Annotated in this window: 24 protein-coding genes; 13 read left to right on the forward strand and 11 right to left on the reverse strand. The window is 56.1% G+C overall.

What is annotated here, in order from left to right; translation table 11 throughout:
- Nucleotides 1-5 precede the first annotated feature (5 nt).
- From cyoB to AC4IBF_RS16795, 5 genes are all read left to right on the forward strand, one after another.
- Entirely contained in the window at nucleotides 6-1,997 is a 1,992-nt protein-coding gene (gene cyoB / locus AC4IBF_RS16775; RefSeq protein WP_014168864.1) for a cytochrome o ubiquinol oxidase subunit I, read from the forward strand.
- Entirely contained in the window at nucleotides 1,987-2,601 is a 615-nt protein-coding gene (locus tag AC4IBF_RS16780; RefSeq protein ID WP_008503324.1) for a cytochrome o ubiquinol oxidase subunit III, read from the forward strand. Before cyoB ends, AC4IBF_RS16780 begins: the two co-directional genes overlap by 11 nt.
- Complete coding sequence (locus AC4IBF_RS16785; RefSeq protein ID WP_006176899.1) at nucleotides 2,601-2,927, forward strand: cytochrome o ubiquinol oxidase subunit IV; 327 nt, start codon at nucleotides 2,601-2,603, stop codon at nucleotides 2,925-2,927. Before AC4IBF_RS16780 ends, AC4IBF_RS16785 begins: the two co-directional genes overlap by 1 nt.
- Nucleotides 2,928-2,938: 11 nt before the next feature.
- On the forward strand, nucleotides 2,939-3,826 hold the full coding sequence (gene cyoE / locus AC4IBF_RS16790; protein ID WP_013095848.1) for a heme o synthase: 888 nt from the start codon (nucleotides 2,939-2,941) through the stop codon (nucleotides 3,824-3,826).
- A gap of 150 nt (nucleotides 3,827-3,976) precedes the next feature.
- Nucleotides 3,977-5,338, forward strand: coding sequence for an MFS transporter (locus AC4IBF_RS16795; RefSeq protein ID WP_115874347.1), 1,362 nt, complete (start codon nucleotides 3,977-3,979; stop codon nucleotides 5,336-5,338).
- Nucleotides 5,339-5,369: 31 nt separating this feature from the next.
- Here the strand turns inward: AC4IBF_RS16795 and AC4IBF_RS16800 are convergent, their stop codons facing one another.
- Nucleotides 5,370-5,861, reverse strand: coding sequence for a YajQ family cyclic di-GMP-binding protein (locus AC4IBF_RS16800; protein ID WP_023334701.1), 492 nt, complete (start codon nucleotides 5,859-5,861; stop codon nucleotides 5,370-5,372).
- A 121-nt stretch (nucleotides 5,862-5,982) separates the two neighbouring features.
- On the opposite strand from AC4IBF_RS16800, the gene panE reads away from it, so the two are divergent.
- A complete protein-coding gene (gene panE / locus AC4IBF_RS16805; RefSeq protein WP_133293883.1) occupies nucleotides 5,983-6,894 on the forward strand; it encodes a 2-dehydropantoate 2-reductase in 912 nt (303 codons plus the stop codon).
- Nucleotides 6,857-7,450 carry a protein deglycase YajL gene (gene yajL, locus AC4IBF_RS16810; RefSeq protein ID WP_133293882.1) on the forward strand — a complete coding sequence of 198 codons (594 nt, stop codon included), beginning with the start codon at nucleotides 6,857-6,859 and terminating at the stop codon, nucleotides 7,448-7,450. Before panE ends, yajL begins: the two co-directional genes overlap by 38 nt.
- A gap of 94 nt (nucleotides 7,451-7,544) precedes the next feature.
- Here yajL and thiI read toward each other — a convergent pair whose 3' ends face one another.
- Nucleotides 7,545-8,993 (reverse strand): tRNA uracil 4-sulfurtransferase ThiI, encoded by a 1,449-nt coding sequence (gene thiI / locus AC4IBF_RS16815; protein ID WP_111963420.1) that lies wholly within the window; start codon nucleotides 8,991-8,993, stop codon nucleotides 7,545-7,547.
- A gap of 191 nt (nucleotides 8,994-9,184) precedes the next feature.
- Between thiI and xseB the strand changes: the two genes are divergently transcribed.
- From xseB to AC4IBF_RS16835, 4 genes are all read left to right on the forward strand, one after another.
- Nucleotides 9,185-9,427, forward strand: a complete 243-nt coding sequence (gene xseB, locus AC4IBF_RS16820) for an exodeoxyribonuclease VII small subunit (protein WP_133293880.1) — start codon at nucleotides 9,185-9,187, stop codon at nucleotides 9,425-9,427.
- Nucleotides 9,428-10,327, forward strand: coding sequence for a (2E,6E)-farnesyl diphosphate synthase (gene ispA, locus AC4IBF_RS16825; RefSeq protein ID WP_133293879.1), 900 nt, complete (start codon nucleotides 9,428-9,430; stop codon nucleotides 10,325-10,327). It begins immediately after the preceding gene.
- Between the two features lie 24 nt (nucleotides 10,328-10,351).
- The gene (dxs, locus tag AC4IBF_RS16830) at nucleotides 10,352-12,214 is read left to right on the forward strand and encodes a 1-deoxy-D-xylulose-5-phosphate synthase (protein ID WP_491462975.1); all 1,863 of its coding nucleotides are present in this window, start codon (nucleotides 10,352-10,354) and stop codon (nucleotides 12,212-12,214) included.
- Between the two features lie 61 nt (nucleotides 12,215-12,275).
- Entirely contained in the window at nucleotides 12,276-13,250 is a 975-nt protein-coding gene (locus AC4IBF_RS16835; RefSeq protein ID WP_023343484.1) for an aldo/keto reductase, read from the forward strand.
- Nucleotides 13,251-13,312: 62 nt separating this feature from the next.
- Here AC4IBF_RS16835 and thiL read toward each other — a convergent pair whose 3' ends face one another.
- From thiL to nrdR, 5 genes are all read right to left on the reverse strand, one after another.
- The gene (gene thiL / locus AC4IBF_RS16840; RefSeq protein WP_063453537.1) at nucleotides 13,313-14,284 is read right to left on the reverse strand and encodes a thiamine-phosphate kinase; all 972 of its coding nucleotides are present in this window, start codon (nucleotides 14,282-14,284) and stop codon (nucleotides 13,313-13,315) included.
- A 77-nt stretch (nucleotides 14,285-14,361) separates the two neighbouring features.
- A complete protein-coding gene (nusB, locus tag AC4IBF_RS16845) occupies nucleotides 14,362-14,781 on the reverse strand; it encodes a transcription antitermination factor NusB (protein WP_006809908.1) in 420 nt (139 codons plus the stop codon).
- A gap of 21 nt (nucleotides 14,782-14,802) precedes the next feature.
- A complete protein-coding gene (gene ribH, locus AC4IBF_RS16850) occupies nucleotides 14,803-15,273 on the reverse strand; it encodes a 6,7-dimethyl-8-ribityllumazine synthase (RefSeq protein ID WP_006176874.1) in 471 nt (156 codons plus the stop codon).
- Between the two features lie 87 nt (nucleotides 15,274-15,360).
- Complete coding sequence (gene ribD, locus AC4IBF_RS16855) at nucleotides 15,361-16,464, reverse strand: bifunctional diaminohydroxyphosphoribosylaminopyrimidine deaminase/5-amino-6-(5-phosphoribosylamino)uracil reductase RibD (RefSeq protein ID WP_325849559.1); 1,104 nt, start codon at nucleotides 16,462-16,464, stop codon at nucleotides 15,361-15,363.
- Between the two features lie 4 nt (nucleotides 16,465-16,468).
- A complete protein-coding gene (nrdR, locus tag AC4IBF_RS16860) occupies nucleotides 16,469-16,918 on the reverse strand; it encodes a transcriptional regulator NrdR (RefSeq protein ID WP_008503337.1) in 450 nt (149 codons plus the stop codon).
- A gap of 152 nt (nucleotides 16,919-17,070) precedes the next feature.
- On the opposite strand from nrdR, the gene AC4IBF_RS16865 reads away from it, so the two are divergent.
- The gene (locus AC4IBF_RS16865; RefSeq protein ID WP_111963494.1) at nucleotides 17,071-17,610 is read left to right on the forward strand and encodes a SadB/YajI family lipoprotein; all 540 of its coding nucleotides are present in this window, start codon (nucleotides 17,071-17,073) and stop codon (nucleotides 17,608-17,610) included.
- A gap of 270 nt (nucleotides 17,611-17,880) precedes the next feature.
- Nucleotides 17,881-18,759 (forward strand): nucleoside-specific channel-forming protein Tsx, encoded by an 879-nt coding sequence (locus AC4IBF_RS16870; protein ID WP_223581432.1) that lies wholly within the window; start codon nucleotides 17,881-17,883, stop codon nucleotides 18,757-18,759.
- 88 nt (nucleotides 18,760-18,847) lie between these two features.
- Here AC4IBF_RS16870 and AC4IBF_RS16875 read toward each other — a convergent pair whose 3' ends face one another.
- The 4 genes from AC4IBF_RS16875 to secD form a co-directional block, all read right to left on the reverse strand.
- Nucleotides 18,848-19,528 (reverse strand): helix-turn-helix transcriptional regulator, encoded by a 681-nt coding sequence (locus AC4IBF_RS16875; protein ID WP_111963426.1) that lies wholly within the window; start codon nucleotides 19,526-19,528, stop codon nucleotides 18,848-18,850.
- A 14-nt stretch (nucleotides 19,529-19,542) separates the two neighbouring features.
- Nucleotides 19,543-19,908, reverse strand: coding sequence for a VOC family protein (locus AC4IBF_RS16880; protein WP_136195256.1), 366 nt, complete (start codon nucleotides 19,906-19,908; stop codon nucleotides 19,543-19,545).
- Between the two features lie 142 nt (nucleotides 19,909-20,050).
- Nucleotides 20,051-21,022: a protein translocase subunit SecF gene (secF, locus tag AC4IBF_RS16885; RefSeq protein WP_008503342.1), complete on the reverse strand. Its 972-nt coding sequence runs from the start codon at nucleotides 21,020-21,022 to the stop codon at nucleotides 20,051-20,053.
- A 10-nt stretch (nucleotides 21,023-21,032) separates the two neighbouring features.
- Nucleotides 21,033-22,880 carry a protein translocase subunit SecD gene (gene secD, locus AC4IBF_RS16890; RefSeq protein WP_071957349.1) on the reverse strand — a complete coding sequence of 616 codons (1,848 nt, stop codon included), beginning with the start codon at nucleotides 22,878-22,880 and terminating at the stop codon, nucleotides 21,033-21,035.
- Between the last annotated feature and the right edge of the window lie 26 nt (nucleotides 22,881-22,906).

The raw sequence follows: 22,906 nt of genomic DNA on the forward strand, positions 1-22,906 counted from the left end.
AGAAAATGTTCGGAAAATTGACACTGGATGCAGTGCCCTACCATGAACCGATTATCGTGGTTACGGTGGCTGCAATTATCATTGGTGGCGCGGCCTTACTGGCCCTGATCACTTACTTCGGTAAGTGGAGCTACCTGTGGAACGAGTGGCTGACTTCGGTTGACCACAAAAAACTCGGTATCATGTACTGCATCGTCGGTATCGTCATGTTAATTCGTGGCTTTGCGGATGCGATCATGATGCGTAGCCAGCAGGCACTCGCTTCGGCGGGTGAAGCCGGCTTCCTGCCGCCGCACCACTACGATCAGATCTTTACCGCCCACGGCGTTATCATGATCTTCTTCGTGGCGATGCCGCTGGTTATCGGTCTGATGAACGTTGTCGTTCCGCTGCAAATCGGCGCGCGCGACGTGGCGTTCCCGTTCCTGAACAACCTGAGCTTCTGGTTCACGGTTGTCGGCGTTATCCTGGTTAACCTGTCACTGGGCGTGGGCGAATTCGCGCAGACCGGCTGGCTGGCTTACCCACCGCTGTCAGGAATTGAGTACAGTCCGGGCGTTGGCGTCGACTACTGGATTTGGGCGCTTCAGCTCTCCGGTGTCGGTACTACCCTGACCGGTATCAACTTCTTCGTGACCATTATCAAGATGCGTGCCCCTGGCATGACCATGTTCAAGATGCCGGTATTTACCTGGGCATCTCTGTGCGCCAACATCCTGATTATTGCCTCCTTCCCAATTCTGACCGTCACCATCGCGCTGCTGACCCTGGATCGCTATCTGGGCACCCATTTCTTCACGAATGATATGGGTGGCAACATGATGATGTACATCAACCTGATTTGGGCCTGGGGTCACCCGGAAGTGTACATTCTGGTTCTGCCTGTGTTCGGTGTGTTCTCCGAAATCGCGGCAACCTTCTCGCGTAAACGTCTGTTTGGTTACACCTCTCTGGTGTGGGCAACCGTGTGTATTACCGTTCTGTCGTTCATCGTTTGGCTGCACCACTTCTTCACCATGGGTGCGGGCGCGAACGTAAACGCCTTCTTCGGTATCACAACCATGATTATCGCCATCCCTACCGGGGTGAAGATCTTCAACTGGCTGTTCACCATGTACCAGGGCCGTATCGTGTTCCACTCAGCGATGCTGTGGACCATCGGCTTCATCGTAACCTTCTCCGTAGGTGGGATGACCGGCGTACTGCTGGCGGTACCGGGCGCTGACTTCGTTCTGCACAACAGCCTGTTCCTGATTGCGCACTTCCATAACGTTATCATCGGTGGCGTGGTCTTCGGCTGCTTCGCTGGCGTAACCTACTGGTGGCCAAAAGCGTTCGGCTTCACGCTGAACGAAAAATGGGGTAAACGCGCGTTCTGGTTCTGGATCATCGGCTTCTTCGTAGCATTTATGCCGCTGTACGTGCTGGGCTTCATGGGTATGACCCGTCGCCTGAGCCAGCAGATCGATCCGCAGTTCCACCCAATGCTGATGGTTGCAGCGGGCGGTGCCGTGCTGATTGCCTGTGGTATCGCGTCTCAGCTGATTCAGTTCTACGTGTCTATTCGCGACCGCGATCAGAACCGTGACCTGACCGGTGACCCATGGGGTGGCCGTACGCTGGAGTGGGCGACCTCTTCTCCACCTCCTTTCTATAACTTCGCCATTGTGCCGCAGGTTCATGAACGTGACGCATTCTGGGAAATGAAAGAGAAAGGTGAAGCGTACAAGCAACCTGCTCATTACGAAGAGATCCACATGCCGAAAAACAGCGGTGCGGGCATCGTGATTGCCGCCTTCGCAACGGTATTTGGTTTCGCAATGATCTGGCACATCTGGTGGATGGCGATTGTTGGCTTCGCCGGCATCGTAATCAGCTGGATTGTGAAGAGCTTTGACGAGGACGTGGACTACTACGTACCAGTCCGTGAAGTTGAGAAGCTGGAAAATCAGCATTTCGACGAGATTTCTAAAGCGGGGCTGAAAAATGGCAACTGATACTCTGGCGCACTCAACTGCCCACGCGCATGAGCATGCGCACCACGATACAGGACCGACCAAAGTCTTCGGTTTCTGGATCTACCTAATGAGCGACTGCATTCTGTTCTGCTGTCTGTTCGCAACCTATGCCGTTCTGGTGAACGGCACAGCGGGCGGCCCGACCGGCAAGGACATCTTTGAACTGCCGTTCGTTCTGGTTGAAACCGCACTGCTGTTATTCAGCTCCATCACCTACGGCATGGCGGCTATCGCCATGTACAAAAACAACAAGAGCCAGGTTGTTTCCTGGCTGGCGTTGACCTGGTTGTTTGGTGCTGGATTTATCGGGATGGAAATCTATGAATTCCATCACCTGATCATGGAAGGCTTCGGCCCGGATCGCAGTGGCTTCCTGTCCGCGTTCTTCGCGCTGGTCGGCACTCACGGTCTGCACGTGACCTCCGGTCTGATCTGGATGGCAGTCCTGATGTTCCAGATCTCCCGTCGCGGCCTGACCAGTACTAACCGTACCCGTATCCTGTGCCTGAGCCTGTTCTGGCACTTCCTGGACGTGGTGTGGATCTGTGTGTTCTCTGTTGTCTATCTGATGGGGGCGATGTAATGAGTCATTCTAACGATCATGGCGCTTCCCACGGCAGCGTAAAAACCTACATGACAGGTTTTATCCTGTCGATCATCCTGACGGTGATCCCGTTCTGGATGGTGATGAGCGGTTCTGCGTCTAAGCCGGTTATCCTGGGTGCAATCCTGGTAACCGCTGTGATTCAGATTCTGGTGCATCTGGTTTGCTTCCTGCACATGAACACCAAGTCCGATGAAGGCTGGAATATGACCGCCTTTATCTTTACCGTGATTATCATCGCTATCCTGGTAGTCGGTTCCATCTGGATTATGTGGAACCTCAACTACAACATGATGGTTCACTAAGAGCGGCGAGTATGTTTAAGCAATACCTGCAAGTAACGAAACCAGGCATCATCTTTGGCAACCTGATCTCCGTGATCGGAGGGTTCCTGCTGGCCTCTAAGGGCAGCATTGATTACACCCTCTTTATCTACACGCTGGTCGGTGTGTCACTGGTTGTTGCGTCCGGTTGTGTATTTAACAACTACATCGACATGGATATCGACAAGAAGATGGAAAGGACCAAAAATCGGGTGCTGGTGAAAGGCCTGATCGCCCCTTCCGTCTCGCTGGTGTACGCCACCTTGCTGGGTATTGCTGGCTTTATGCTGCTGTGGTTTGGTGCTAACCCACTGGCCTGCTGGCTGGGGGTGATGGGGTTCGTGGTGTATGTGGGCGTCTACAGCCTGTATATGAAGCGCCACTCCGTCTACGGCACGCTGATTGGTTCTCTCTCCGGCGCTGCGCCGCCGGTGATTGGCTACTGTGCGGTCACGAACGAGTTCGACAGCGGTGCGCTGATCCTGCTGGCTATCTTTAGCCTGTGGCAGATGCCGCACTCCTATGCCATCGCGATTTTCCGCTTTAAGGATTATCAGGCAGCGAACATCCCGGTTCTGCCGGTCGTGAAGGGCATTTCGGTTGCCAAGAACCACATCACGCTGTACATCATCGCCTTTGCCGTGGCAACGCTGATGCTCTCTCTGGGTGGTTACGCCGGATACAAATATCTGGCGGTAGCGGCTGCGGTGAGCGTCTGGTGGCTCGGTATGGCGCTGCGCGGTTACAAAGTGGAAGATGACAAAGTCTGGGCGCGCAAACTGTTTGTGTTCTCGATTGTGGCCATCACCTCGCTTTCCGTGATGATGTCCGTAGACTTTATGGTGCCGGATTCACATAACCTGCTGACTTACGTCTGGTAAGCCAAAACAGGTCAATAAAGGGGGTGCTTCGGCACCCTTTTTTATTCGCTGAATCTACTAATAACGCATGTAATATTTGTTAAATAACCCTTTATTTACCCCGCCCCTTCCCCGCACTACACTATGGCCTGCTTTTGAACTGAGGTGGTAATGAACGATTATAAAATGACGCCAGGCGAGCTACGCGCGACCTGGGGCTTAGGGACTGTCTTCTCGCTACGGATGCTTGGCATGTTTATGGTCCTGCCTGTTCTGACCACGTACGGTATGGCGCTGCAGGGGGCCAGCGAGGCGCTGATTGGACTCGCGATCGGCATCTACGGCCTGGCGCAGGCGGTTTTCCAGATCCCTTTTGGCCTGCTCTCTGACCGGGTGGGCAGAAAGCCGCTGATCGTCGGCGGGCTGCTGGTCTTTGTGCTCGGAAGCGTGATTGCCGCCCTCTCCCACTCCATCTGGGGGATTATTCTTGGCCGCGCCCTGCAGGGCTCCGGCGCGATTGCCGCCGCGGTGATGGCACTGCTGTCCGACTTAACCCGCGAGCAAAACCGCACCAAAGCAATGGCGTTCATCGGCGTGAGCTTTGGCGTAACGTTTGCGATTGCGATGGTGCTTGGCCCCATCATTACGCACACGTTGGGTCTGCACGCCCTGTTCTGGATGATTGCCGTGCTGGCAACCATTGGTATTGCGTTAACCCTGTGGGTCGTGCCGGACAGCAAAAACCACGTCCTCAACCGTGAATCCGGGATGGTAAAAGGCTGCTTCAGCAAAGTGATTGTCGAGCCGCGCCTTCTGAAGCTGAACTTTGGCATTATGTGTCTGCACATCCTGCTGATGTCGACCTTTGTCGCCCTGCCCGGCCAGCTTGCGGCAGCGGGTTTCCCGGCGGCTGAGCACTGGAAAATCTATCTGGTCACGATGCTGATTTCGTTTGTCTCCGTCGTGCCGTTCATCATCTACGCCGAAGTGAAGCGCAAAATGAAGCGCGTCTTCGTGGGCTGCGTGGCGGTCCTGCTGATTGCCGAAATCGTGCTCTGGGGTGCCGGTCCGCACTTCTGGGAGCTGATTGCCGGCGTGCAGCTGTTCTTCCTGGCCTTTAACCTGATGGAAGCGCTGCTGCCGTCGCTTATCAGCAAAGAGTCGCCCGCCGGTTACAAAGGTACGGCAATGGGTATTTACTCCACCAGCCAGTTTCTCGGCGTGGCGATCGGCGGCTCGCTCGGCGGCTGGGTGGACGGCCTGTTTGATTCACAAACCGTGTTTCTCGCCGGTGCGCTGTTAGCGACAGTCTGGCTGCTGGTCGCCAGCACCATGAAAGAGCCGCGCTACGTGAGCAGCCTGCGGATAGAAATCCCGGATGATGTGGAAATTAGCGATGCGCTTAAGCAGCGTCTGGAAGAAAAAGAGGGCGTGACGGACGTGCTCATTGTCCCGGAAGAGCGCAGCGCTTACGTCAAGATAGACAGTAAAATGACTAACCGCTTCGAAGTCGAGCAGGCGCTCAAGGCGTGATAAAAAGCCCGGTTTAACCGGGCTTTTTATATTAATCGCGGAAGTTTTTAAACTGGAACGGTTGTCCCAAATCGCCGCCGCGCACCAGCGCCATTACGGACTGGAGATCGTCGCGGGACTTACCGGTCACGCGAATTTCTTCACCCTGGATCTGCGCCTGCACCTTCAGCTTGCTGTCTTTGATGAGCTTAACGATTTTCTTCTGCACCGCGCTCTCAATACCCTGCTTCAGCTTGGCTTCTACAAACCAGTTCTTACCGCTGTGCACGAACTCTTCCGGCACATCGAGAGACGTCCCTTCGATGCCGCGCTTTAACAGCTTGGCGCGCAGAATATCGAGCAGCTGATTCACCTGGAAATCAGACTCGCTCAGCACCTTAATGGTCTTATTTGCATCGTTCAGCTCAAACGACGCCTCAACGCCACGAAAATCGAAACGTGACTCAACTTCGCGGGTTGCGTTCTCAACGCCGTTGCGAACTTCCTGGATATCAACTTCGGAAACAATATCGAAAGATGGCATCTTTTCTTCTCCCTTCACTTTTGTTGCGTTGCATAATACCCGCTACGAGGCATAACTCAACAGAAGCTTAGCTGTATAATTAAGCTGTAACACCTGGCGCAGTTGCAGGTGAGGAGGAACAATGAAAATTACGGTGCTCGGATGCGGAGCGCTTGGTCAGCTGTGGCTGACCGCGCTGTGCAAGCACGGACATGAGGTTCAGGGCTGGCTGCGAGTGCCCCAACCCTACTGCAGTGTAAACCTGATTGGTGAAGACGGAAGCATCTTTAACGAATCTCTCACCGCCAACGATCCTGATTTCCTGGCGCAAAGCGACCTTTTACTGGTGACGCTCAAGGCCTGGCAGGTCTCAGACGCGGTAAAGACACTGGCCGCGCAGCTCCCCCCCACTTCGCCCATACTGCTGCTGCATAACGGCATGGGTACCCTCGATGAGCTGAAAAGCGTCCCGCAGCCCCTGCTGATGGCGACGACCACGCACGCTGCCCGTCGCGACGGCAACATCATTGTGCATGTCGCCAGCGGCGTGACGCACATGGGTCCTGCCAGACCACAGGATGGCGACTACAGCTATCTTGCCGATGTTCTGCAAAAGGTCTTGCCGGACGTCGCATGGCACAACAACATCCGCCCTCAGCTGTGGCGTAAGCTTGCGGTAAACTGCGTGATCAATCCGCTGACGGCGCTGTGGAACTGCCCGAACGGGGAGCTGAAAAATCATCCGCAGGACGTTGCCATTTTGTGTGCGGAAGTCGCGGCGGTCGTTGAGCGGGAAGGGCTGCATACCTCGGCAGACGATTTGCGCTGCTATGTCGAGCAGGTCATTGAGAGTACAGCAGAAAACATCTCCTCAATGCTGCAGGATGTTCGGGCATTACGCCACACGGAGGTCGACTACATTACCGGCTATCTGCTAAAACGCGCCCGCGCACACGGCATTTCCGTGCCGGAAAACGCCCGTCTGTATGACCTGGTTAAACGTAAGGAGAGTGAATATGAGCGCGTCAGCACTGATCTGCCTCGCCCCTGGTAGCGAAGAGATGGAAGCGGTCACCACCATTGATTTGATGGTGCGCGGCGGCATTAAGATCACCACCGCCAGCGTCGCCAGCGACGGCAATCTTGCAATCACCTGTTCACGCGGGGTGAAAATCCTGGCAGACGCGCCGCTTGTTCAGGTGGCAGACGGAGATTACGACATCATCGTGCTGCCCGGCGGCCTAAAAGGCGCGGAATGTTTTCGCGACAGCCCGCTGCTGGTCGAGACCGTGCGTCAGTTCCATCTGTCAGGCCGTATCGTCGCGGCTATCTGCGCCGCCGCGGGAACGGTTCTGGTTCCGCACGATATCTTCCCCGTCGGCAATATGACCGGCTTCCCGGGGCTGAAGGATACGATCCCGGAAGAACATTGGGTGGACAAACGCGTCGTCTGGGACCCGCGCGTAAACCTGTTGACCAGCCAGGGGCCTGGCACTGCGATTGATTTTGGCTTAAAGATTATTGACCTGCTGGTCGGGCGCGAGAAGGCCTACGAAGTGGCATCATCGCTGGTGATGCCTGCGGGGATTTATAATTACTATGAAGAGTAGTGCATAAAAAAAGCCGGGTGGCGGCTACGCCTTACCCAGCCTACAAATGCACGGTACCGTAGGCCCGGTAAGCGAAGCGCCACCGGGCGAGAAACTACGGACGATACACCTTCACATTCGCAAAGCCCTGCTCGCGCAGATACAGCGCCTGCAGGCGACTCATCACTCCACGCTCACACCACAGCAGATACGTTTTGCTCTGGTCGAGATCGCCAAACTTGGTGCTCAGCTTGTAGAACGGCAGAGAAACCACTTCGACGCCTTCCACCTGCAGCGGCTTGTCATCCTGCTCGTCAATGGAGCGAATATCCAGAATCGCATCGTTCGCGCCGAAACCGCTCACGGTCTCCACTTCAACCACTTCCTGCTCGGTCTGCTGGGCAATCTCGCGGATATCAATGTTGGACGCTTCTTCCACCACTTTATCCAGAATGCTGAAATCGAAGTTCTCTTCTTCCGCTTCGATCTTCGCCTTCACCGCTTTCACCGTTGGGCTTTTAGAGATCACGCCGCAGTATTCCGGCATGGTGCGGGCAAAATCTTCGGTGCCGATTTCGCGCGCCAGATCGATGATGTGCTCTTTGTCATGGGAGATGAGCGGACGCAGGATCAGCGTATCAGATACGTTGTCGATCAGACGCAGGTTGGTCAGCGTCTGGCTGGAGACCTGGCCCAGCGCTTCGCCGGTGACCAGCGCCTGCACGCCGTAGCGTTCAGCCACTTTGGACGCCGCACGCACCATCATGCGCTTAAGGATGACGCCCATCTGACCGTCGTCCACTTTCTCGAGGATTTCGCCGACCACAGGTTCGAAATTGATTGCCACGAAACGCACGCGGTGGGAGCTGCCGAAGCGGTTCCACAGGTAATGCGCCACCTGACGAACGCCGATTTCGTGCGCCGCGCCGCCCAGGTTGAAGAAGCAGTAGTGCACACGGCAGCCGCGACGCATCAGCATATAGCTGGAGACGCCGGAGTCGAAGCCGCCAGAGATCAGGGATAATACGTCTTCCTGGGTGCCGATAGGGAAGCCGCCGATACCTTCATAGCGCCCTTTCACCAGCAGCAGGCGATCGTTTTCGATCTCCAGGTTCACCGTCACGTCCGGGTTGGTCAGACGTACGCGCGCCGTTTCAACGTGCTGGTTTAAACCGCCGCCGACATAACGTTCCACTTCAATGGAGCTGAATTCGTGCTTACCGCGACGCTTGACGCGCACGCAGAAGGTTTTGCCTTCGATCTGGTCACGGTACTGGACCAGCGCTTTCTCGAAGATGTCATGCATATCGCTGAACGGAACATCTTCCACTTCCAGGATATGGTGGATCCCCGGAATACGGGTCAGCGCGTCGCGAATATCCTGACGTTTGTTTTCGTCTTTCGCACGGACCTCAACGTGGTCCCAGTGGCGCACCACGGCGAGGGTTTCGTCGTAGTGCTTTAATACGTTACGAATGTTCCCGGTGAGAATTTTAATAAAGCGCAAACGCACAGATTGGCTTTTGATGGTGATTTCAGGGAACAATTTAATGATAAACTTCATGGCGGCAATGTTTCTTAGGCAAGCCTGTTAAGGCTTGTAATGGAAAAGAGTACAGCAGCCCACACCCGTGGCTGCATCCAGGCGCGCAAGTATACCACCATCGCGCCGCTCCTGTGCACATTGCGCGTTATTTGCTTATCCGCCCGAGTCCGTTACCATGTCGGGGCGAAGAATATAAGAGTCAATTCACTATGCCGAAGAAGAACGACGCACCGGCCAGTTTTGAAACTGCGCTGAGTGAACTGGAGCAAATTGTTACCCGTCTTGAGAGCGGCGATCTCCCGCTGGAAGAGGCGCTCAACGAATTCGAGCGTGGCGTGCAGCTGGCGCGCCAGGGGCAGGTCAAGCTGCAGCAGGCCGAGCAGCGCGTGCAGATCCTGCTTTCCGACAGCGAAGACGGGAAAACCACGCCTTTCACACCGGACGCCGAGTAAATGGATTTTGCCAACGAGCTTCAGGCGCGTGTCGTACGCGCCAACGACGCCCTGCGCCGTTTTATTGCGCCACAGCCTTTTCAGAACACTCCACTGGTTGAAGCCATGCACTATGGCGCACTCTTGGGTGGAAAGCGCCTGCGCCCGTTCCTGGTGTATGCCACCGGCAATATGTTTGGCATCAGCGATAGCACGCTGGACGCTCCGGCAGCCGCCGTTGAGTGCATCCACGCCTACTCGCTGATCCACGACGATCTCCCGGCCATGGACGACGACGATTTGCGTCGGGGTAAACCCACCTGCCATATCAAGTTTGGTGAGGCGAATGCCATCCTGGCGGGTGATGCCCTGCAAACGCTGGCGTTCTCGATTCTGAGCGACGCGCCAATGGCGGAAGTGGCTGACCGCGACCGTCTGGCGATGATCTCCGAGCTGGCAATGGCCAGCGGCGTGGCCGGCATGTGCGGCGGACAGGCGCTGGATCTTGAAGCGGAAGGACGTCAGGTTAATCTGGAACAGCTGGAGCGTATTCATCGCCATAAAACCGGGGCACTGATTCGTTCCGCCGTTCGCCTGGGCGCGCTGAGCGCGGGTGAACAAGGGCGCAAAGCCCTGCCGATTCTGGACAGATACGCAGAAAGTATCGGTCTGGCATTCCAGGTTCAGGATGACATTCTGGATGTGGTGGGCGATACTGCAACATTGGGTAAACGTCAGGGTGCGGACCAGCAGCTTGGCAAAAGTACCTACCCCGCCCTGCTGGGCCTTGAGCAAGCCCAACGTAAAGCCCGGGATCTGATTGACGATGCCCGCCAGTCGCTGAATGAACTGGCTGCGCAATCGCTGGATACCTCGGCACTGGAAGCGCTAGCGGACTATATAATCCAGCGTGATAAATAAACTATATATCTCGATGAGCCTTTGATGAGTTTTGATATTGCCAAATACCCGACACTGGCGTTAGTTGACTCCACCCAGGAGTTACGTCTGTTGCCGAAAGAGAGCCTGCCGAAGCTGTGCGACGAGCTGCGTCGCTACCTGCTCGACAGCGTAAGCCGCTCCAGCGGCCATTTCGCCTCCGGGCTTGGCACGGTAGAGCTGACCGTGGCGCTGCACTACGTCTATAACACGCCGTTCGATCAGCTCATCTGGGACGTGGGTCACCAGGCCTATCCGCACAAAATTCTGACCGGACGTCGCGATAAAATTGGCACAATTCGTCAGAAAGGCGGCTTGCACCCGTTCCCGTGGCGCGGTGAGAGCGAGTACGACGTGCTGAGCGTCGGCCACTCCTCTACCTCCATTTCGGCGGGCATCGGTATTGCCGTTGCCGCCGAGAAAGAGAACAAGCAGCGCCGCACCGTCTGCGTGATTGGCGACGGCGCCATCACCGCCGGTATGGCCTTCGAAGCCATGAACCACGCGGGCGACATCAAGCCGGACATGCTGGTTATCCTCAACGATAACGAAATGTCGATTTCCGAAAACGTCGGCGCGCTAAACAACCATCTGGCGCAGCTGCTCTCCGGCAAGCTTTACTCCTCGCTGCGTGAAGGCGGTAAAAAGGTCTTCTCCGGCGTACCGCCGATTAAAGAGCTGCTCAAGCGTACCGAAGAGCACATCAAAGGCATGGTCGTGCCGGGTACCCTGTTTGAAGAACTGGGCTTTAACTATATTGGGCCGGTTGACGGTCACGACGTGCTGGGTCTGGTGATCACACTCAAGAACATGCGCGACCTGAAAGGCCCGCAATTCCTGCACATCATGACCAAAAAAGGGCGTGGCTACGAACCTGCGGAAAAAGATCCGATCACCTTCCACGCGGTGCCTAAATTTGACCCGTCCAGCGGCTGTCTGCCAAAAAGCAGCGGCGGCATGCCGAGCTATTCCAAAATTTTCGGCGACTGGCTGTGCGAAACCGCCGCGAAAGACAACAAGCTGATGGCGATCACCCCGGCCATGCGCGAAGGCTCCGGCATGGTCGAATTCTCCCGAAAATACCCGGACCAGTATTTTGACGTGGCCATTGCCGAGCAGCACGCGGTGACGTTTGCAGCGGGCCTGGCGATCGGCGGCTACAAGCCGGTTGTCGCTATCTATTCCACCTTCCTGCAGCGCGCCTACGATCAGGTGATCCACGACGTGGCGATTCAGAAGCTGCCGGTGCTGTTTGCTATCGATCGTGCCGGCATCGTCGGTGCAGACGGCCAGACGCACCAGGGCGCGTTTGACCTGTCGTTCCTGCGCTGCATTCCGGATATGGTTGTCATGACGCCAAGCGACGAGAACGAATGTCGTCAGATGCTGTTTACCGGCTACCACTATCAGGATGGCCCAAGCGCCGTTCGCTACCCGCGCGGCAATGCCGTAGGCGTTGAGCTTCAGCCGCTGGAAAAACTGCCGCTTGGTAAAGGAGTGGTTAAGCGTCGCGGTGAAAAAGTGGCGATCCTGAACTTCGGCACGTTGATGCCCGAGGCCGCGAAAGTGGCTGAAACGCTGAATGCCACGCTGGTGGATATGCGTTTTGTGAAGCCGCTCGACGAATCTCTGATCCTGAGTATGGCTGAGGCCCACGACGTGCTGGTGACGCTGGAAGAAAACGCCATCATGGGCGGTGCGGGTAGCGGCGTGAACGAGGTACTGATGGCAAATCGTAAAGCCGTGCCGGTGCTGAACCTCGGCCTGCCGGATCATTTCATTCCGCAAGGTACCCAGGACGAAGCCCGCGCGGCGATTGGCCTGGACGCTGCCGGTATCGAAGCTAAAATCCGCGCCTGGCTGGACTGATCCCTCCCCTTTCCGCTCCTGCTATGCTTAAACCTGGTGTTTAAACAGCAGGAGCGGAACCGTGCAATACACAACATTAGGAAAAACGGACCTTAAGGTATCCCGACTTTGTCTGGGCTGCATGACCTTTGGCGAGCCCGATCGGGGAAACCATGCCTGGACGCTGCCGGAAGAGAGCAGCCGTCCGATTATCAAACGCGCCATCGAAGGCGGCATTAACTTCTTTGACACCGCCAACAGCTACTCCGACGGTAGCAGCGAGGAGATTGTCGGCCGCGCCCTGCGCGATTTTGCCCGTCGGGATGACATCGTCGTTGCCACCAAGGTCTACTACCCGGTGGGTGACCTGCCGCAGGGCCTTTCTCGCGCGCAGATCCTACGCTCCATTGATGACAGCCTCAGACGCCTGAACATGGATTACGTCGACCTGCTGCAAATTCACCGCTGGGATTACAACACGCCGATCGAGGAGACGCTTGAGGCGCTCAACGACGTGGTCAAAGCCGGTAAAGCACGCTACATCGGCGCGTCGTCTATGCACGCGTCGCAGTTTGCCCAGGCGCTGGATCTCCAGGCCCAACACGGCTGGGCGCGCTTTGTCACCATGCAGGATCACTACAATCTGATCTACCGCGAAGAAGAGCGCGAGATGCTGCCGCTGTGCCACCAGGAGGGCGTGGCGGTCATCCCGTGGAGCCCGCTGGCGCGCGGCCGCCTGACCCGTCCGTGGGGCGAAACTACGGCCCGTCTGGTCTCGGATGAAGTGGGAAAAAATCTCTATGAAGGAACAGAGGCCAGCGATGCACTGATTGCCGAACGCCTGGCCGGGATTGCCGATGATACCGGCGCAACCCGCGCCCAGGTAGCGCTGGCGTGGCTGCTGGGCAAGCGCGGCGTCGCGGCTCCCATTATCGGCACGTCCCGGGAAGAGCAGTTGGACGAACTGTTAAACGCGGTGGATATCACGCTGACGCCCGAACAGGTTGCCGAGCTGGAGACGCCGTATCAGCAGCATCCGGTGGTGGGGTTTAAATAAGCCCCATCTTTTGTAGGCCGGGTAAGGCGGAGCCGCCACCCGGCAATACAAAGCGTACAAACTCACGCAAAGTGATCGTACCCTTTCCAGTCCAGCGTAACCGGCGCACCGTCTTTCACAAACTTCAGCCCTTCACTCTCCGGCATGATCTGACCTATGCAGGTGAATTTCGCACCAAGATGCGCTAACGCCACGTCGAGCGTTCCACGGTTCAGCTCCGGAACGGTAAAGCACAGCTCGTAATCTTCGCCACCGGACAGCGCCCAGCGCAGCGCCTGCTCAGGTTCGACATGACGAAGCAGTTCCTCTGACAGCGGGAACAGATCCAGATCAACGCGCGCACCGACGCCGCTGGCCTTTAAAATATGGCCAAGGTCTGAGATCAGCCCGTCAGAGAGGTCGATAGCAGAGCTCGCGCGCTCGCGCAGCGCCTGGCCGTGCAGAATACGCGGCGTCGGGCGCAGATGGCGTTTCACCAGATACGCCGCATCGTCGGCATCCTTTACGGTTAAGCGATCCTGGAGAATCGCCAGCCCTGCCGCACTGTCGCCCGGCGTACCGGTGACGTAGATCCAGTCGCCGGGTTTTGCACCCGAGCGCTTCAGCGCGCGGCCGAGCGGCACATAGCCGTGGATCGCCAGCGTCATCGACAGCGGCCCGGCAGTGGTATCACCGCCAATCAGCTGCATATCGTAGTAGTTAAGCTGCTCAAACAGCGCATCGCTGAAAGCTTCAAGCCAGGCTTCGTCTACCTCTGGCAGCGTCAGCGCCAGGGTTAACCACGCGGGATCGGCCCCCATCGCCGCCAGATCGCTGACGTTAACCGCCAGCGCCTTATACGCCAGATCGGCAGGATCGATATCCGGTAAGAAATGTCGGCCGCACACCAGAGTGTCGGTGCTGATGGCCAGCGTCTGTTTTTCGGGAATATTGAGAAGTGCACAGTCATCGCCGATGCCGGTTTCAACATCAAGACGAGAGGTTCTGACACGGTCGAAATAACGGGCAATCAGGGAGAATTCGCCGCATGCCATACGTTATGCCTCAGCAAATAAAAGAAAAAACCGGAGCCGCACCGCCCGTCAGGCAATGCAGGACTCCGGTTTGCGGATCACTTTTTGTGGGGACGGATCGCAGGTGCTGCTTTATCAAGTACGCCGTTTACAAACTTGTGGCTGTCTTCAGCGCCGAAGGTTTTCGCCAGTTCGATCGCTTCGTTGATGGCCACTTTGTACGGCACATCATCACGTTTAGACAGCTCAAACAGCGCAATACGCAACACTGCTTTTTCTACCTGGCCCAGCTCTTCGAGCAGACGGGACAGGTATGGCTTCATCAGACCATCGAGATACGCGCTATTAGTCGCCACTCCCGACAGCAGTTCACGGAAGTACAGAACGTCAACGTCTTTCACGTCCTGTTCTGACAGGAACTGGTATTCAACATCAGCGATGTCGTTCTGGGACAACTGCCAGGAGTAAAGTGCCTGGACGGCACATTCACGGGCGCGGCGACGAGCAGCAGGTTTCACGGAATTCCCCTTACAAAAAAATCAGGCCTTGATGGCTTTCAATACATTAATCATTTCAAGCGCGGTCAGTGCAGCTTCTGCACCTTTGTTACCGGCTTTGGTGCCAGCACGTTCGATGGCTTGTTCAATACTTTCGGTGGTCAGCACGCCGAATGCGACAGGAATTTCAGCATCCTGCGCAACGTGTGCCAGGCCGTTGCTTGCACCGCCCGCAACGTATTCGAAGTGCGCAGTGCCGCCACGAATAACGGTACCCAGCGCAATCACCGCGTCGTATTTACCGGTTTTCGCCAGCGCGCCTGCCGCCAGTGGCAGTTCGTAAGCGCCTGGAACCCAAACAACGGTAATGTTGTCATCTTTAACCTGACCGATACGTTTCAGGGCGTCAATCGCACCTTCCAGCAGGCTGTCGTTGATGAAGTTGTTGAAACGCGCAATGGTGATGGCGACGCGAGCGTCCGGGGTAGCTACAGCAGCTTCAATAATGTTCATACTCTTCCTTTACGGGTTCATTTGGCCCCGCAGGGGGGCGGATTTTATCATAATACTTTGCGCACTGCTTCCCTATTTCAGGAGCAATTACGCTGTCGTTAAGTGGAGGCAGACATCCGGACCTACCGGACGAATCTCGCTAAATGTGAGTTGCGGTGCGTCGGCCAGTTTTTCAAGGCCGGGCAGCACAAAGAGGCCGCGCGCGTCGTGGCCTAACAGTTTAGACGCAACGTAAACAAGCAGTTCATCCACCAGCCCGGCCTGTAAGAGCGCACCGGCGAGCGTTGGCCCCGCCTCTACCCAGATGCTGTTCACCTGCTGCTTGCCGAGCAGCATCATCAGCACCACCAGATCCAGATGGCCGTTATGCTCCGGCACCAGAATGCTGCGCACGCCTTCCGGCCATTCGCGCGTATCTTCTTTGGTGCGGGCAATCCAGGTTTCCCCCGGCTGCTGCACGATGCGGTGCTCCGGCGTCACGCGGTTCTGGCTATCAATGACAATACGCAGCGGCTGACGCAGGTTCTCCTGCGGGTACAGGTCCTGGGTATCGGCATTCAGCTCGTCCCAGCGCACGGTCATGGCCGGATCGTCAGCCAGAACGGTTTCACTGCTGGTGAGAATAGCATGGCTTTGCGCGCGCAGACGTTGCACATCGCGCCTTGCCTGTGGAGAAGTGATCCACTGGCTTTCACCGTTTGCCATTGCCGTACGGCCGTCCAGCGAGGCGCCCAGCTTGAGCTGAATATACGGGAACCCCGTGCGCATGCGCTTCAGGAAACCTTCATTAAGCGCTTCCGCATCCTGCATCATCAGACCATGGCTGACGTCAATGCCTTCCTGCTGCAGGCGATACAGACCGCGTCCAGCCACCTGCGGATTTGGGTCCTGCATCGATGCGACCACGCGTGAAACACCCGCCGCGATCAACGCTTCACAGCACGGCGGCGTACGCCCGTGATGGCTGCAGGGCTCCAGCGTGACGTAGGCTGTGGCACCGCGCGCCTTCTCACCGGCCATGCGCAACGCATGAACCTCGGCATGCGGTTCGCCCGCCCGATAGTGAAACCCCTCTCCTACAATCTCGCCATCGTTGACGATAACGCACCCGACGTTCGGGTTGGGATGGGTAGTAAAACGGCCGCGCTGCGCCAGCTTCATGGCTCGCGCCATGTAAATCTCATCCTGCATGAGCTTAATCCTGTAAGCGGGCGATCTCTTCGCCAAACTCTTTGATGTCTTCGAAGCTGCGGTAGACCGAGGCGAAGCGGATATAGGCGACCTTATCGAGCTTTTTCAACTGCTCCATCACCAGGTTGCCGATCATTTTGCTTGGCACTTCACGCTCACCCAAACCACGAAGGTAAGATTTTATGTGGTTTAACGCCATCTCCACGTCGTCCGCGCTGACGGGACGTTTTTCGAGGGCCTTCAGCATCCCGCTGCGCAGTTTCTCTTCGTTAAACGGCTCGCGCACGTCGTTACTTTTTACCACGCGCGGCATTACCAGCTCTGCAACCTCAAAGGTCGTGAAACGCTCGTTGCACACCAGACACTGCCGACGACGGCGTACGGATGACCCTTCGCCCACAAGACGAGAGTCGATGACTTTGGTATCCACAGCGGAGCAGAATGGGCAATGCATACGGTATCCCTGTTATCTGGTTAACTAATTTTCATTTTACCCTGATCTGGCCTGACAACAAAGGAAGAGCTTTTTGAGACAAAGGATCTATATCTCACATGATGATGCTGGCTACCATTAAGGCGATCCGTTATTTCAAGGAAATAAACGCAATGACAAGACGTTACCTGAAAATATTGCTGGTGGGGAGCCTCTTCACCCTTAGCGCCTGTGCACAGCAAACCGAAGTCCGTCAGTTGAAACAGAGCGTCAATACGCTCAATACGGCGATGGACAAGCTGAACAAAGAAACGGTGAAAATCACCCAGCAAAACGCGCTGAATGCCAAATCCAGCAGCGGGGTTTATCTGCTGCCGGGCGCGAATACGCCTGCGCGTCTCAATAGTCAGATCGGCACGCTAAAAATGTCTCTGGTGAATGTGGCGGCGAACGCAGATGGTACTCGCGCAACATTACGCATCCAGGGAGAGTCCAACGATCCGCTGCCAGCCTTCAGCGGCACCGTCGAGTGGGGGCAGATCCAGGGCACAACGGAGAACTACCAGGAGGTGAACGTGAAGAATCAGCTCTTCACCGCCCCGGCCAGTGTTTTAGCACCAAGCGATGTGGATATTCCGCTTCAGTTAAGCGGCGTTACGCCGGAACAGTTAGGCTTTATCCGCATTCACGACATTCAACCCGCCGCGCACTAATCCCCTCCTTTTTAGCGGAGCGCAATGTCACTCCGCTAACATTTACATTTCGTATGGATTGGCAACATAAATGATTGCCGCTACAATCCCGCCCGTTTAAAGTACGCAAACGTGAACGCAATCGATTACGCGTGTGAGAGATATGTGAAACAACACATATTTTTGTGAGCAGGGATTCCTATAATAGGCACCGCAGAAACACGAAATATTTAGAAACGCAATTCGCGCATTTTTCACTCCCGAAAGGGAATTTCAATCAGTGGCATGATTATGAAAAAAACATTACTCGCAGCTGGCGCCGTGCTGGCACTTTCTTCCTCTTTCACTGTTAACGCAGCGGAAAACGATAAACCACAATACCTCTCCGACTGGTGGCACCAGAGCGTTAACGTAGTCGGCAGCTACCACACCCGTTTCGGACCACAGATCCGCAACGATACCTACCTGGAGTACGAAGCATTCGCCAAGAAAGACTGGTTTGATTTCTACGGCTACATGGATGCACCGGTCTTCTTCGGCGGTAACTCTCAGGCTAAAGGTATCTGGAACCATGGCTCCCCTCTGTTCATGGAAATCGAACCACGCTTCTCCATCGACAAGCTGACCGGCACCGACCTCAGCTTCGGTCCGTTCAAAGAGTGGTACTTCGCGAACAACTATATCTACGACATGGGCCGCAACGAGTCAGGTCGTCAGAGCACCTGGTATATGGGTCTGGGTACGGACATCGACACCGGCCTGCCAATGAGCCTGTCCCTGAACGTTTACGCGAAATACCAGTGGCAGAACTACGGTGCAGAAAACCAGAATGAGTGGGATGGCTACCGTTTCAAAGTGAAATACTTTGTACCAATCACTCAGCTGTGGGGCGGTAACCTGAGCTACATCGGCTTCACCAACTTCGACTGGGGTTCAGAACTGGGAGATAAGAGCGGTTACGCAGAGAACGGTATTAAACAGCGTACTAACGACTCCATCGCCTCCAGCCACATCCTGGCGCTGAACTACGATCACTGGCACTACTCTGTAGTGGCGCGTTACTGGCACAACGGCGGCCAGTGGAACGACGACGCCGACCTGAATTGGATGAAAGAAAACGTCCGTTCTACCGGTTGGGGTGGTTACCTGGTTGTAGGTTACAACTTCTAATCAGTGTGGGTTTCGCCCGGTGGCGCTACGCTTACCGGGCCTACGACCCAAATGTAGGCCGGGTAAGGCGTAGCCGCCACCCGGCCTTTTACTGCTTCACCTTCCGCAAAAAATCCGCCAGAGACCTGTCCGCGCTCTCGCTAAAACGCCTCTCCGTAGCCACAATATTGAGGCATCGGTCGAGCCGGAAACAGCGATAGTCATCGCGCCGTTCACACCACGCAGCCAGCAGCCAGCGCTCTCCCCAGAAGAATAGCCCCAGCGGCTGAACCTCACGTTTAGACAGCTGTCCGGCTTCATCACGGTAATGCAGCGCCAGCACGCGCTGGGCGGAAATCGCCTGATGAATCATGTCAAAATCGCTGCGGGAGTGGCTTTGCATGCAAAAGTCCGGGGCGTAGATCCGCGTCTGCTCCGCCTTTCGGCGGCTCTCCTCGGGCAGAATCGCCAGCACCTTCTCCTGAGCCGACTCCAGCTCGCGCGACAGCGATTCCCCACCCCAGGTTTTGAGCAGGCGAATCGCGACGATCAGCGCCTCGGACTCCTTATTTGTCAGCATCAGCGGCGGCAGGTCAAAGCCCGACATCAGCCGATATCCACTTCCCGCCTCACCTTCCACCGGCACGCCGGAAAGCGACAGGTCGCGGATATCGCGATATACCGTGCGCTCGGACACGCCAAGCCGGTCCGCGAGATGCGCTGCCGTTGTCAGACGCCTGCCCCGCAGGATCTGCACAATCTGAAACAAACGGTCAGCGCGTCGGGTCATAACTTTGTCCGCTCTCAGGCAGGTTGATGGAGCCCGACGCGGTTGCCCTCGCTGTCGGTAAACAAGGCGATAGTGCCAATGCCATGCGGCAGTTCCAGCGGGCCAAACACGCACTCGCCGCCCGCAGAAGCGATGCGATCGAGCGTGGCCGCCAGATTAGCAGTATGCAGGTAAATAATAGCGCCCTGCAAAGACGGTGTAACGCCGTCAAATTTTGCCAGTGCGCCTCCGGTACCCGGATCCTCATGCGGGAAAACGGCCAGCTCCGCACAGTCCATTTTCTCGCGACGCAGCGCAAGCTGCATCACGGGCTCATAAAATTTGATGGCGCGATCCATATCCGAGACCGGAATTTCAAACCAGTTAATGACGCTTTTCATACATCCTCCTGCCTGTTGTTTGGGTTCAGAAGGAGTCTACGACAGGGCTCCTGACAGCATACTGTCAGGAGTGTTTGTCAGGAGCAGATAAAAAAAATCCCGGTCAACCGACCGGGATTTCGATAACGCGCTAAACGTCGCCTTACGGCAGAATGGACGGCTGATCCGCCCCTTCTTTCTCGACTTTCTGCTGGAGCAGGTGCTCGCGCTTCATGCCGAGTTTCAGTGCCAGGGCGGACGCAACGTAGATAGACGACGCCGTACCGATGGTGACACCAATCAGCATGGTCAGCGAGAAGCCTTCCAGTACCGGACCACCGAAGAGGAACAGCATCAGGATCACCATCAGGGTAGTACCGGAGGTGATCAAGGTACGGTGCAGCGTCTGGGTCAACGACACGTTAAAGATTTCGTACGGCGTACCGCGACGGATCTTACGGAAGTTTTCACGAATACGGTCAGATACCACGATACTGTCGTTCAGCGAGTAACCGATAACGGACATCAGTGATGCCACGATCGTCAGGTCAATCTCAATGTGGAACAGCGACAGTATGCCCATGGTGATCACCACGTCGTGCGCCAGGGCGATAACCACACCGGCCGCCAGTCGCCACTCAAAGCGGAAACCGACGTACACCAGGATGGAGATCAGCGCCACCAGCAGCGCCATCGCACCGGTCTGCGCCAGGTCAGCACCTACGCTTGGGCCGACGAACTCAATACGCTTAACCGCCGCGTTCTGGCTGGTTGTTTCGTTAATCACGCTAACAACCTTACTGCCCAGCTCCTGGCTGCCGTTGGCATCGTGCACCGGCGGCATACGTACCATGATGTCGCGGCTGCTGCCGAAGTTCTGCAGCAGCGGCTCTTCAAAGCCCGCTTTCTGCAGCGATTCGCGCATCTGGTCCATATCGACCGGTTTTTCCAGGGAGATCTCAATTACCGTACCACCGGTAAAATCGAGCCCCCAGTTAAAGCCTTTCACGCCCATAATGACGATGGACAGAATCAGCAGGAAACCTGAAATGCCGAAGGCCCAGTAGTCCCAGCGCATAAAGTCCCAGACTTTACGGCCGTGGTTCAATTGTTCAACAGTATATTCCTGTGCCACAACGCACTCCTCAGATAGACAGCTTTTTGACGCGCTTGCCGCCGTACAGCAGGTTCACGATGGCACGGGTGCCGACAATAGCGGTAAACATTGACGTTGCGACACCGATACCGGTTGTAATCGCAAAGCCTTTGATAGCGCCGGTACCCACTGCATACAGGATAAGAACCTTGATCAGTGTTGTTACGTTCGCATCGAAGATAGAGCTGAACGCGCCTTTATAACCTTCGTCAATCGCCTGCTGAACAGAACGACCGTTGCTCAACTCTTCTTTGATACGTTCGTTAATCAGTACGTTGGCGTCGACCGCCACCGCAAGGGTCAGAACGATACCCGCAATACCCGGCATGGTCAGAGTCGCCCCCGGCAGCAGGGACATGATGCCGATAATCAGCACCAGGTTCGCAATCAGCGCAGAGGTCGCAATCAGACCAAACTTCTTATAGAAGAAGATCATGAACAGAATAGAGACCACCAGACCGGCCAGACACGCTTCCAGGCCCTGCTGGATGTTTTGCATACCCAGAGTTGGACCAATGGTACGTTCTTCAACAATCTGAATTGGCGCAATCAGCGCACCGGCACGCAGCAGCAGGGAGAGCTGACGCGCTTCGTTCGGGTTGTTGATGCCGGTGATACGGAAGCTGTTACCCAGACGAGACTGGATATTGGCGATGTTAATCACCTCTTCCTCTTTCACCAGCACAGCACGACCGTTTGCATCTTTCTTACCGCTGTCTTTGTACTCCACGAACAGGGTTGCCATCGGTTTACCGATGTTGTCCTTGGTGAAGTTAGACATGATGTTACCACCCGCGCTATCGAGCGAGATGTTAACCTGCGGCTGGTTGTATTCGTCCTGGCTCGACGTGGAGTCGGTGATGTGATCACCGGTCAGAATCACGCGTTTGTACAGCACAACCGGCTGACCTTCGCGGGTCTGTTTCACTTCGGAGTCACCCGGAATACGGCCAGAAGCGGCAGCAGACTGGTCAACGTTGGTATTCACCAGACGGAATTCCAGGGTTGCGGTCGCACCCAGAATCTCTTTCGCACGCGCGGTGTCCTGAATACCCGGCAGTTCAACCACGATACGGTCAGCACCCTGACGCTGTACCAGCGGCTCGGCCACACCCAGTTGGTTTACACGGTTACGCAGAATGTTGATGTTCTGCTGAACGGCATATTCACGCGCTTCTTTCAGGCGCGCATCGGTCATCACCGCACGCAGCTGGTTGCTGCCCTGCGAGGAGATCACCAGGTCACGGTGACGTTGAGTCAGATAATCTACAGCCTGATCGCGCGCCGCGCTGTCGCGGAACGTGATGCTCATGCCGTAGTTATCTTCTTTACGCACGGTGGTGTAAGCGATGCCTTTATCACGCAGATCGCTGCGCAGGCTGTCGATATTCTGTTCCTGCAGCTTGCCGAGCGCGGTATCCATATCCACTTCCATCAGAAAGTGAACGCCGCCACGCAGGTCAAGACCGAGTTTCATTGGCTCTGCTTTCATCGCAGCCAGCCAACGCGGGGTTGCAGGGGCAAGGTTAAGCGCCACGACGTATTTGTCACCCAGCACGCCCATCAGCGCTTCGCGAGCGCGGAGCTGCGTGTCGGTGGTGTCGAAGCGAGCAAGAATTGCGCCCTCTTCCAGAGCCACAGACTTAGCGGTAATTTTTTCTTCTTGTAACGTTTTCTGGACCTGGATCAGCGTTTGCTCACTGGCGGCGACACCGCGCGCGCCAGTGATTTGAACAGCCGGATCCTCACCATACAGGTTGGGAAGCGCGTACAGCAGGCCGACGAGAATCACGACGACCAGCATGATGTACTTCCACAAAGGATAACGGTTTAACACGGCAGTTCCCTTTGGGAAAAGTTGGG

The sequence above is a fragment of the Enterobacter sp. Taxon_8 genome, assembly GCF_058354585.1.